Origin of the sequence: Methylobacterium sp. WL103, assembly GCF_008039885.1 — a bacterium.
Lineage (GTDB): Bacteria > Pseudomonadota > Alphaproteobacteria > Rhizobiales > Beijerinckiaceae > Methylobacterium > Methylobacterium cerastii.
On the sequence record NZ_VRUX01000010.1, the window covers coordinates 1 to 11729 of the forward strand.

The following is an 11729-nucleotide window of genomic DNA, read 5'->3' on the forward strand; positions in this document are numbered from 1 at the left end:
GGAACGGGGTACGGGTCTCGACCACGTGCTCGACGGTGTTGCCGTGAAAGGTCGGCGTGCCCTCGATGCCGTGGCGGCGACGCAGGGCTAGGCTCGACGCTCCTGGATGCCAGACGCGCATCACCCAGCGGAACGACGGATGCAGGGTCGGCGCGTGGGTGGTGGCGCGGGCCAGTGGCAGGCCGAGCCCCGAGAGGCACGCGCTGAACCCGTCGAGAAGAGCTGCCGCGTCCGCCGCTTCGCGACCCGGCCCCATCAACCATCCCGTCGCCTGCGCAACCGCCTCGGACGAGGATTGGGACGAACGTGTCACGGCAGTTCTTTCATCAAGAATTCGGATCGATGCCATAGCGCGGATCAGACGAGGCCGAGCACGTGGATTAGGCCGAGGCTGACGGCGCCGAGGGCGAGGAGCGAGGCGACCACCGCGAGGGTCACCCGCGCCCCGGCCTTGGCGACGCTGCGCACGTCGACCCCGAGGCCGAGCGCCGCCATCGAGACCACGGTCAGCACGTTGGCGGTCTCCGACATCGGCGCGAGCGCGACCTGCGGGACCAGCCCGGCCGAGCGAAGGCCCGCGAGCGCCAGGAAGGCGAGGATGAACCACGGCACCAGGCGGTGGATCGCGAGGCCGCCGCGGGCCGGGCGGTCGCCGGCAGTGACGCCGGGGGCGGCCTCGTCGGTCTCCTCGCGCAGCCGGCTTGCGCCGAGCGAGAGCACCAGGACGACCGGGCCTAGCATCAGCACCCGGACGAGCTTCACCAGGGTTCCGACCTGGACGCTGAGCGCCGCGACCGGCGCAGTGGCGGCGAGGACCTGCGGCACGGCGTAGACGGTGAGGCCGGCAAGCACGCCGTACTGCATCGGCGACAGACCGAGCAGCGGCACCAGCAGCGGCAGGCCGAGCACCACCAGCACGCCCAGCACCGCGGTGAAGGCGATGGAGGCGGCGACGTCCTCGCCGTCGGCGCCGATCACCGGTGCCGTGGCCGCGATCGCCGAGTTGCCGCAGATCGAGTTCCCACAGGCCACGAGGATCGCCATGCGCGGATGCAGTCCGAGCGCTCGGCCGATGCCGTAACTCGACAGGATCGCCACGACGACGACGCCCGCGATGCCGAAGAGCAGGCCCGGTCCGGCGGCGAGGATCGTCGCGAGGCTGAGCGAGGCCCCGAGCAGAACGACTGCGATCTCCAGTACGGTCTTGGCCCCAAAGGCGATCCCGGGGAAGAACCGTTGCGATGGGGTCCAGAGGGTACGGATCGCGCTGCCGAGCAGGATCGCCAGCACCAGGGCTTCGAGCCAGGCGCGACCGAACAGGCGGGTCTCGGCGACCTCGAAGCCGACCGCGGCGGCGGTGACCGCCACGCAGAGGCCCAGCCCCGGAAGGACGCGCTTGGCGCCATTCAGAGCGCGCATCGATCGAACGGGGGAGGATGGGTTTAGAGAGGACATGGGCGGCTCCGACTGATGCCGAAGGGTCCCACGTCCCATTCAATCATTCCAACGGAATGATCAGATGCTTCCTATCAACGGAATAGATGAAAAGAGGGCCCTTCGCAGCTTGCGGAGATCCATTGTCGGGGCCGACAGGCGCATTCACCCGTCGATCCAGCGGGCCTTGATCGTCGTGTCCGCGGCAAGCTCATAGATCCTGACGGAGCCCGTCGCGAGTTCGAGGTTCTCGACCTCCGCCGGGCTGAGGTCTTCGAGCGCCATCACAAGCGCCCGGAGGCAATTACCATGCGCGACCACGAGCACGTCCCCGCCCATGACCGCCGGTAGGATGGATCGGAGGTAGCATGGCACGATGCGGGCGACAGTATCGCGCAGGCTCTCACCGTTCGGCGGCGCCTCGGCGTAGGAGCGGCGCCAGGTTTCGATCCGCTCCGCCCCCCAGTGCGCATCGGCGGCGGTCTTGTCGAGCCCGCTGAGCTCGCCGTAGTCTCGCTCGTCGAGCGCGGCGAAGCGTTGTGGGACCAATCCGGTTTGCCCGAGCGCATCCAGGATAAGCCGGCCGCTCACGACGGCCCGCGTCAGCGTCGAGGTGAAGGCAGCGGAAAAGCGCCAGCTGCCCTCGGCCAAACGCCGCCCGGCTGCCTCAGCTTCCATCCGGCCCTGCTCGGTCAAGGGCGAGTCCAGCAATCCCGTGAACAGGCCGGATCGGTTGGCTACGCTTTGGCCATGCCGGACCAGCACGAGATGTCGCGTGACCGGGGCTTTGCAATCGTGAATCACGCTGTCTCCCGAGGCAGAGCACTTTCCTGCCGGTCGCATCGCCTCTGATGATGTCGGCATCCGACTTTAACGAACTTCGACCATGCGATGGGTTGGACCGTCCATCCGAGACGGCGGGTCATCCTAGGTCCGCTTAAGAACGTCTTGCGACCGAAAACACCCATGTTGCTTCCAATCCGTATGAGACTTTCACATCCTCCATGCGGTTGGCTGGTGAGGTTTGCGTTATCAAATATCCTTCCGCTGCTCCCGGAATAATCCGTCCGAGCGACCTTCGGAGCGCCGCAGATCCCGTATGTCCGGGGGGATAGGGCGTACCTATGGTGCACAGGGTACCCGAAGTTACTCAAGATAAAGGTCAACACGCGCCGTTAAGCACATCATGAGCTGCGGCTACGGCAACGAACTTATCTTCAAGCATTGCGAGTACGGCTGAAGCCGCACCTCAAAAAGGTCAACGAGACATGGCTCGCCAATCGAAAGACAAATACAAGAAGATAGCTGTTCCGGTTTTCATGGCTGAATTCTGCGGTCAGGGCATAGAAAACATCAAAGAGTCAGACTTCGGTTGGTGTGGCGAGCCAGATGAAGTTATGAACCCGCGGATCCAAAGCCAATTGGACGAAATAATCAGCAAGAAAGCGTTTGAAATGAGGACGTTGCAAGACTCGATACTAATAGCAATAATCAGAGGCAGATTTCCCAAACATGAAGCTCCAGGCCGATTATTGAAGGCCAAGGATGCCCTGTTTGGTCGCGAAAACGGGTCGGTAGGCCGCCAACCTGATATCGACGATTTTTTGCTGACTGAGATCGCGCGGTATTATCGTGACGCGCGTTTTCAAGACACCAGATCCAAAATCGAGGTTGATACCATTATCAAAAAGGTAATCGAGCATCACCCGACCGAGTCCGCCAGGAGCGATTGGGACAAGAATAACATCCTTGCGCGCTTGCGTGCGAAGTTCAAGGATCGCAAGCAGGAGTTGCTATCGGCGGTCGGCACTGAAACTTTGGATGAGCGAGCGCCGATGCTGAATGCCGCGAAGCGGATCCTGAAAGATCTCGAACTTTTAGGAATTCGAATCAATTTGACGGATCTCGATCCCGCCTTAGTCGGAATAGGGATTAAGCCCGCCTCTTTTCCCTGATTTTGCTTCGGCAAGCATTCCATCATGAAGGGGCACTCCAACGGAGGCGCTCCATGAACAGTTGTCATACTGACAGCCGAAATCATTATTACACTATTCCGCAGGCGGCCAAGGCGCTGCGGATCCCTAGCTATAAGCTTCGACGAGCTGTTAAGCTCGGCCTTGTTCCTAGCTATGGTCTGCTCGATCATCGCCGCTACGTTTTGCTCGTCGACGTTCAAAGCGCGATGGCGGCAAATGGCACTGCGGCGAGCGAAGCGATTCAGGAACCAAGCGCATTCCAATGCGTCGCGGTCTCACGGGGAAGTTCGCGATGAGCAACCCCACAGATCTGTCCGCGGCGGGTTCGATTGAATTCCTGAGAGCTGTTCACGGAGAGGAGTTTGCCGGTTTTCAGGCACTCTTCGCACTCCCTGCGAAACGCACCTACTCATATGGCCCACATCAGTGGGGCGAGCTTGCCCTTGAGATCGATAGACAGAAACATGCTGTTGATCTCTACGGCGTCATCGGGACACAGCGGCAGCCCTGTGCGGGCTCAAAGCGTGGTTCGATTGCGACCGTCGCGCAGATGTCAGGCTTCGTCATCGATGTTGACTTCGCATCGATGAAGGACTCGGCCAAAGCCTACGTCCCCGACGCCGCAGCAGCCGACTTGATCCGTGCATCTCTGCCTTATGCGCCATCCGCTGTCGTATCGACTGGCAATGGGGAGCATTGGCACTGGTATCTTACTGAGCCGCTACGGATCCAGAATGAAGGCGAGTTGGAAAATGCGAAGAGCGTCGCGCGTGACTTTAGCCGCGCGATGCAGGCCCTTTTTCGCAATCATGGAGCAGAAATCGATAGTATCGGCGACATTGCTCGTGCCTTCCGGTTGCCCGGCACATTTAACCACAAGGGCGGAGAGAAGAAGCCCGTTGTGCTGAAGCAGTTCGATCCGACGCGGCGGTTTTCTGTAGCGACTCTTGCGGAATTTGCGTCGCCCAGCCGAGTACCCAGCAAGTCGACCCGGCGGCCCAGTCACGGCTTTGCTCCCGCTCGGCACGAGGCTATCCGGCAGGGCTGCTCGTGGTACTTCGATGTCACCGGCGAGGGCGCGGCATCCTCGTCTGAACCCGAGTGGTTTGCAGCTGCAAGCATCACCGCTTGTTGCCAGGATCCGGAGCAGATCTTCCACGCCTACAGTAGGCACTATCACCGGTACGATCAGCGGGAAGCCCAGGGTAAGATCGAGCAGGCGATCAAAAGCCGTACGCCTCGAACCTGCTCGTCGATCAAATCGGACCTCGGCTACGAGGGTTGCCTCTCCTGCTCGTACCACGGCAAGATCAAGTCGCCTGTCCAGATCGGCTCTGGGTCTCGGCGATATGATCCTGGCGACGAGGGGCCTATCCCACTCGGCTACACCCGTGATGGCAACTTCGCGCTGCGTGATCCGGTGCGCAATATCATCATCACAGCGAGTGCTCAGCAGTTGCTCTCGGTACAGTGGCTGCAGGGCGTTGCCCCGTCGAGCTTCTGGAGGCGGCAGTTTGCGACGGAAAAGTCGTTCAATTCCACGGCAGCCGGTGAGGCCATCATTGCAGCGTGCAAGCAGGTCGGGCCCTTCAGCCCGACGCGGATTCGTGGTCGTGGGATCTGGCTAGAAGACCGCGAGGTCGTCATCAATCTCGGTGGGCGGCTGCGGGATGGCCTCAAGAATCAATATCTTTGCTTCGAGCCGATTTCTCTACCCGCCGAGCCGGCCTTCGATGCCCGACGGCTTGCGGACCTGTTGAACCGGTTCACCTTCCGCGATCCAAAGAACGCAAGGCTTCTGCTCGGCTGGCTCGCGATTGCCCCGATCTGTGGCGTCCTGGCATGGCGACCACACTGCTTCGTCTATGGGCCGCCCAAGGCGGGGAAGAGCACCCTTCATGGACTTGCCACGGCGCTGCTGACACCGCTGGCAGTGTCGACGACTGGCGACAGCACGGAGGCCGGCATCCGCCAGGCCATCGGCCCCGACAGCTTGCCGGTGATCATCGACGAGTTTGAGAGCGATCAGCGGCGAACACGGCACCAGGCAATTGTGATGCTGGCTCGTAGTGCATCGTCCGGGGACACATCGATCCTGAAGGGGACGCCCGAGGGAAAGGTCATGCAGTTCAGCTTGCGTGCGACGTTCTTCTTCAGCGGCATCAATCCGTCGGGCCTGTCGCCAGCTGACGCAAGCCGCATCCTCCTGCTCGAACTCGTCATGCACGAGAACGACCAGGAGGCCGCGCGACACATCACGACCGAGCTCGCGCACTTCGCCGATGCTGGGCCTCGGTGGTGCGGGTACATGGCATCGAAGGCGCTCTTGGTCTCTCCGGCGCGAGAAGCCTTTGAGGCGGAGATGCCGGGACTCGATGCTCGGCTCAGGACAAATATCGCTACGCTTCTAGGAGCGGCATTCGTTGCCCTGAATGGAAGGGTACCGTCACCCGAGGAGGTCAGGCGCGAGGTCACGGAGTATGCCTCAACGACCGCGGAGCACGCCGAGGCGGTCGATCGCGATGATGCCGCCGAAGCACTCCACCACCTCTTCGCTTTCGTGATCGCAGGATCCTCGCTCGGGCAGTGGCTCGCTCGGGAGCACAGGGATCTGATGGCGGAGGGCGAAAAGGAAACGCGGCCCAGCGCACGCTTTATCGCCTCCCTCGACATTCTGATGAAGGTCAACAACGAGGAACCCGGGTTCTACCTCCTGAGAGGCTCGCCGGGGATCGAGAAGATCTTCAAGGACACCAAGTGGGCCGGTGATGCCTGGACGCACGCGATCCGCAAGATGGACGGCGCGTTCTCGCCCAAGCACCCGGTCTACTTCGCCAACATCAGGAAGAAGGCTCGTGCAATCGGGCTCTCATTCGACATCTTGCCGGATCCAACCGAGGAGGCTGGTGACGGACCCGGCTCAGACTCGGCATATGGGGTCGGCCCCCGATATTGATGTCGATATCACCATCAGGACGCAGGACGGGACGGACGCACGATGAGGATGGGGGGAGGTGTCGCTCTATAGTGGCACCGGTGCCGCGATCGGCACTTACTCCCCCTCTCCCCCCTCATAATGTTGTCCGTCCTGTCCTGCGTCCTACGGTATGCGACCTACCGCTTCGCAAGCATTGAACTGCCTTCGGACAGCCTCAACCGGCAGTATTCTGTATTACTATCGAATACCACGGGCTGTATATCACGTACCCTTTATCCTCATCACCAAGATCGTGGTTACGTATGAGGTTACAAAAGCAATTTTCGTGACTTTCCAGCTTCTGATTTCGGATCGATATCTGATTTTAGCTTCGTTTACCGCGTCGCCAGTCGAATAATTGTTCTGCCTGCAACCGCGTGTTTTTCTTTTCTTCTGTTCTGTGGAGTTCCGGCGATGTCGACCAGCACCTTCAACATCAACATGACGAAGCGCGAGCGGCATCGCAAGCTACGGTCGGGCGAGGTTGTCGCCCAAGTCCGCTGGGTCCTGAACTACAAGGACCCGAAATCTGGGCAGCGCGTCCAGCTCTTCTTCGAGCGACAGAAGGAGGCCATCGCCAAGCGCAACGCGATCCAGGCGGCCGTTGAGACCCGCACTTACGTCCCGGCCCGCGAGATGATCACGGTCGCCGACGCCGTCGCGCTCTGGCTCGAAGGCCGCCGCGGCGAGGTGAAGGGCCAGACCCTTCACGGCTACGAGCAGGGCGCGCGGTACATCTCGGACCCAGTGCTGGTCGGTGCCAATCCCGCGCAACGTCGCGCCTACACCGAAAGCGGCGTCATTCCAGAGGGGGCCGTGCTCAAGCCCACCCTCGGCGCCATCAAGATCGATCGTCTCGGAACCGCTGATATCAGGGCCTGGCACAAGCTGATCTCGCAAGAGGTAGGCGTGGCCTCGGCGAGCCGTGCCCGGAAGTACCTCAGTAGCGCCCTGGCACTCGCGGCCGAGGACCTGGGCATCCGCCCCCCAATGATGCCTTCGCGGCTAAAAGGGGCGCCCAAGGTGAAGAAGGCCATCCTAACCTCGGCCCAAATCGTCGAGCTTCTGGCGGTCGCTGAGGCCGACCCGGAAAAGGGCGCCTACGTTGCGTTCCCTTTCCTCGCTGGCACGCGTCCGAGCGAGCAACTGGCTCTTCAATGGGAGGATATCGACTTCGAGACTGGCGTGATTCGCATCCGCCGGATGCAGGAGATGGGCGGGGCGGTCTGCGAGGTCACCAAGACAGAGGCCGGATGCCGCACGATCCCGATTCCGACGCGGCTCCGGGCCATGCTGCTCGCCTGGCAGGCCGTGTGCCCCCAGCGCGAGGGTGAGCCCCATCGTGTGTTCCCGGGCCTTGGCGCCCGGCAGGCGTGGCCGCAACCGCGGGTCGGCGGTGGAGGCACGCTGCTCTACTCGAACTTCCGCTCCCGGATCTGGGCGCCCCTGCTGAAGAAGGCCGGCGTGCCCTACGTGACGCCGCATTCGGCCCGCCACTCGTTCATCTCCATGCTGCAGGCAGAAGGCGTCGAGGTCGGCCTCGTGGCAAAGATCGCGGGCCACGCAAGCCCTGCGGTCACTCTCAGCCATTACACTCAGGCTGTCCGGGGCGGAGAGATTGCCCTCGCCGCCATTGATCGGGCATACGCCGCGTGACGGGGCACTTGTCTCGCGTAGAACTATAAGCATTCAAGGGCGATTGTCGTAGGAGGGACAATCCAGCCAACCGTTCTGCTTCGTATCGGGACGCGCGATCCCAGTCACAGCTTTGACGAACTGCTAATTCACCGTTAACTGCACAAAGCGGCGAACAATTGTTCGGCCTGTAACCGCGTGTTTTTCTTGTCTGGCAGTTCACTACAACCAGACGGCACGTCTCATGTTAGAGCAAATCTTCCAAGCGATCTTAGGCGGCACCGCTCGGGGCGCGATCACCCATCCCGCAAACTTTGGGCTCGCTACTGCCCACGCTGAAGCGGCCCGTCAACACGCTGCTGCTGCCGACGCACATGCTTCGGCTGCGGAGATGCATTTCGAGGCTCTCGTGCCGGACGAGGATTTCGATCCGGCCGCGCAGCACGACGCGGTGACAGCGAGCGCCGATGCTGCCATCCAGACCTACACAGCCGCCGAGGCGTCCGAGTTGGCTGATAGCGCGATCACCATGGTGCGGGACGCGCAGCGCGAAGCGAATGAGGCCTCGCGTCAGGCCGAGGACGGCGAGGATCCGCGCGACGCCCACGCGGCCGCTGCGAAGCACCACGCCGCGGCAGCTGCTCGGCACGCCGAAGAAGCAGAGGCTGCTGCACCAGCCAGTCGGGAGGCCCAGGAGGCCCGCGCCGAGGCGGATAGCGCCGCGGCCAGGGCGGAGGATGCCGCCGCGGCGCGATAGGCTGTGTGATCGGACGTTAGATTCGTATCAGGACGAATGCCCCGGATGGCGGCGGCATCTACTTCTCGGCCGGGAGGCCCCAGATGGTGAGGGCAGCCTCGGCATCCGCGATCCCACGCAGCACCCGCACCTCAAACCCAGCCGAACGAAGCTGGGCGTGGATCTCCTGCTGATAAGTCGGTACGGGCGATCCGGGTGGCTTGATCTCCGCGAACCAGCAAGCCGGTCCGGCCGGTCCCGGCCCGTAGATGGCCAAGTCCGGCCATCCTCGGACAGCGCCAAGCCTCTTCTCCCGGCCGCCTTGGACACTGCTGCGTGGGCGGTTCGGTGTGTGCTGGACGAGGTAGCGCCGGCCCAAGCGCAGGCGCAGGATGTCGAGGACGCCTCGGTGAACCGGTCCTTCGGTGTCTGCCGCCGGTCGACGCGCGGCCTTGATAGGCGAAGATGTGACTGGCGGCAGGCCGAGCGCACGGTACTCGGCGGCGGACATACGGATCACAGGGCATTTCCGGAGCGGTACGGGATGAGGGCGTTCAGTCCGTATGGCCCGGAGGACGTAAGGATTCCCTTTCCGTTCTCGCTGCTCCACCGTGTGGCCTCATGCGACACCGGCCTTGAGGCGGCGAAGATCCAACATGCTTCAGTTGCTGACTAAAACGGAAGAAGAAAAGTCCTAATCGAGCTAATCAGCCCTATAGATGACCACTTAGAGTTTTTTGGTCCTGTATCGTACACCAATAAAGATCCTTCATGTTTTCGGATATTATATGGGGCAAGGTAGACACCACGCCAGTTGAGATTAGATTGAATTTGGAATCCGGCGGGCAACTCCCAAGCCTTCAATGAGGTGAATCGGCGAGACTCGGCAGCATCCCTCTCGCGGCCTGCGACAGCCTCCCCAGCAGTCAGCATAACGATCGTCCCCGGCCCGATCGCCTTGTGAAAAATGAAACGTCCGAACAAAGTCGCCTGGATCGAAAGGTTGATTTCAGTCGCCAGCCGTACTGTGGCAGAGAAGGCTACTAGGTCCTCGTAGCGAACAATTATCTCCTCACCGACGCCAAGTTCCCAGGATACGAGTTCTGACGGGGCGTTGACCACTATAGACGCTCCGCCGACTGGAAGACTTACGGAATCAAGGCGGCCGAGCACGTATCGTCCGCTAAAAACCCGACCAAGGAGGCCGGTCCCTGGTTGCGGCAGGGAGACGTTCGCTACCGCGTTCCTGATTTCATAGCGCAGGGCTACGTACGTGTCCGGAGACCTGTACGGCAACTCGAACTCGCTTCCGACTACCTCGGGCGGACGAGACGTCGTGAGGTTAGCGAAAGGCCTTAGCGAGGCGAACAGGCCGTTGCCCTGCTCATCGCGATAAATGATGCGGGATAGGATCACCATCACGGTCTTCACCGCAACCATGAGGCCGTAAATCCCGAGGATCATGTCAATCCAGCGCGCAGTAACGAACGCCTTAACAATCGCTGTATCGGCCCAGCCCGTCGACTGCTTGGAAAACCTAGCAATTGCCTCAGTCGCGACCCTCTGCTTGTCGGCTAGGCGCTCCTTGCCCAACGCATCAGCTTTACGCAACTCGGACTCTAGGGAATTGAGCGCGGCATCACGCGCCTTGCGATAAATAGAGTTCACGACGGATTTGATACCATTCATCACATGGCACATTACGTCGTACCAACGACAGTCGCCGAGTTGCATTAGATGGGGCGGAAATGACGACCTCAAGTTCGGCAATGCTGTCTCAACGAGTTGCGTTGAACCATCCCTCGCCTTCGCAACCGCTTCAGCAAGAGCGGCTTTGCTGCGATCCTCCACCTTTGCTTGCTCGCGCTTGCTCGCCTGCCTCATGGCGTCCTCGAGAGTTTTTGGGACCTCCGCTGGCGGGGCTCCCGAAGTCCGCAACACATCTATCGCGTACGTCTCGGCCGTCCGGCCGACCCCGTCCCAGAACCAGCCGAGTACGGCTATTAGGGCCACAAAGGGCGCTGCCAAGACGGCTGTCCGGAGCAGCACCTTCCGGTCAATACCGGCGCGAACGCCTGCCCATCCAGCAAGATTGTCGCGATACAAAAGTACGAGGAAGCGGCCGAGAACGATCAAAGAGCCGACGATCAGGAGGTCCAGCACGGAGAGGTGATAAGCATGAAAAAGTCTCCCGAAGGTCAGGTACGCAGCCGACGTGCCACCTGCTGCTGCAGCAGCCGGCGAGGCGCCAGGCGCGACCTCAGTCGGAGCGAGCGGCCACAATCCTCCCAAAGCCTCGATCGCAGCGAGGATCAGGAAGGCTGCGACTGACGCCGAGCGCAGCCGGCCGAACCCGACGAAACACCCAGCCGATACCACGACAAGAGCGGCCCCAATGGGTACTAAAAGAGGTTCCAACGCCGGCCATGAGCCGAAGGCAGAGGGATCCAAGCCCAACGCGACGGACGCTAGTCCAGGCAGGACACAGAGCACGGCAACGTAGCGGAATTTGACAAGTCCCGTAACGAGCACGCCCAGCGACACTAGGAGGAACGAGATTGAGTCCGGCCTAACTGGGAAGGTAGTCACGCTCGCATTTGCAGAGATTCTCGCGAGCAGGTCTTGAGCACCTGCGACGATCGGTAGCCAGGACACGAGGACCAGCAACCAAAAAGCATTTATTGCAATCCAGGGCCTAGCAGCATTCATCATCCTGCGCGCCCATTCCAGACCGCGACCGGAACCAAGGCGCGCCGCGTCGACTGACGTAAGCGTAGGAGGCGGCATCTGCGTGGCTGCTCCGTGTCGAGAGATCTGCGACCTTAGCATTGCCTGGGCATTAGCCAAGATAGATTTCCCAGTGCTCCGGGAGCTATCTAAATCCCTGATCAGAAAACCCATTTGTGCGCTCAACCGGTGCTGGCCTCGAACGACCTGCCGCCATCGCCGATTCAATTGACATGCTGAGCGT

8 protein-coding genes and 1 pseudogene are annotated in these 11729 nt (G+C 61.5%); 4 read left to right on the forward strand and 5 right to left on the reverse strand.

What is annotated here, in order from left to right:
* The 3 genes and pseudogenes from FV222_RS01585 to FV222_RS01595 all read right to left on the reverse strand — a co-directional run.
* Positions 1 to 313, reverse strand: a pseudogene (locus FV222_RS01585) (hypothetical protein); the annotation flags it as partial.
* Positions 314 to 357: 44 nt separating this feature from the next.
* Positions 358 to 1419 (reverse strand): putative sulfate exporter family transporter, encoded by a 1062-nt coding sequence (locus tag FV222_RS01590; RefSeq protein WP_147812775.1) that lies wholly within the window; start codon positions 1417 to 1419, stop codon positions 358 to 360.
* Between the two features lie 180 nt (positions 1420 to 1599).
* Entirely contained in the window at positions 1600 to 2238 is a 639-nt protein-coding gene (locus tag FV222_RS01595) for a 2,3-bisphosphoglycerate-dependent phosphoglycerate mutase (protein WP_147812776.1), read from the reverse strand.
* A gap of 464 nt (positions 2239 to 2702) precedes the next feature.
* Here FV222_RS01595 and FV222_RS01600 point away from each other — a divergent pair, with 464 nt between their 5' ends.
* The 4 genes from FV222_RS01600 (at position 2703) to FV222_RS01615 (ending at position 8779) form a co-directional block, all read left to right on the forward strand.
* The gene (locus FV222_RS01600; RefSeq protein ID WP_147812777.1) at positions 2703 to 3389 is read left to right on the forward strand and encodes a hypothetical protein; all 687 of its coding nucleotides are present in this window, start codon (positions 2703 to 2705) and stop codon (positions 3387 to 3389) included.
* Between the two features lie 313 nt (positions 3390 to 3702).
* Positions 3703 to 6366: a hypothetical protein gene (locus FV222_RS01605; protein ID WP_147812778.1), complete on the forward strand. Its 2664-nt coding sequence runs from the start codon at positions 3703 to 3705 to the stop codon at positions 6364 to 6366.
* Positions 6367 to 6801: 435 nt separating this feature from the next.
* A complete protein-coding gene (locus tag FV222_RS01610) occupies positions 6802 to 8043 on the forward strand; it encodes a site-specific integrase (RefSeq protein WP_147812779.1) in 1242 nt (413 codons plus the stop codon).
* Positions 8044 to 8413: 370 nt separating this feature from the next.
* Positions 8414 to 8779, forward strand: a complete 366-nt coding sequence (locus FV222_RS01615; protein ID WP_147812780.1) for a hypothetical protein — start codon at positions 8414 to 8416, stop codon at positions 8777 to 8779.
* 58 nt (positions 8780 to 8837) lie between these two features.
* Here FV222_RS01615 and FV222_RS01620 read toward each other — a convergent pair whose 3' ends face one another.
* Together FV222_RS01620 and FV222_RS01625 are read right to left on the reverse strand one after the other, a co-directional pair.
* The gene (locus FV222_RS01620; protein WP_147812781.1) at positions 8838 to 9035 is read right to left on the reverse strand and encodes a hypothetical protein; all 198 of its coding nucleotides are present in this window, start codon (positions 9033 to 9035) and stop codon (positions 8838 to 8840) included.
* A 395-nt stretch (positions 9036 to 9430) separates the two neighbouring features.
* Positions 9431 to 11470, reverse strand: a complete 2040-nt coding sequence (locus FV222_RS01625) for a hypothetical protein (protein ID WP_187277169.1) — start codon at positions 11468 to 11470, stop codon at positions 9431 to 9433.
* Positions 11471 to 11729: the final 259 nt, after the last annotated feature.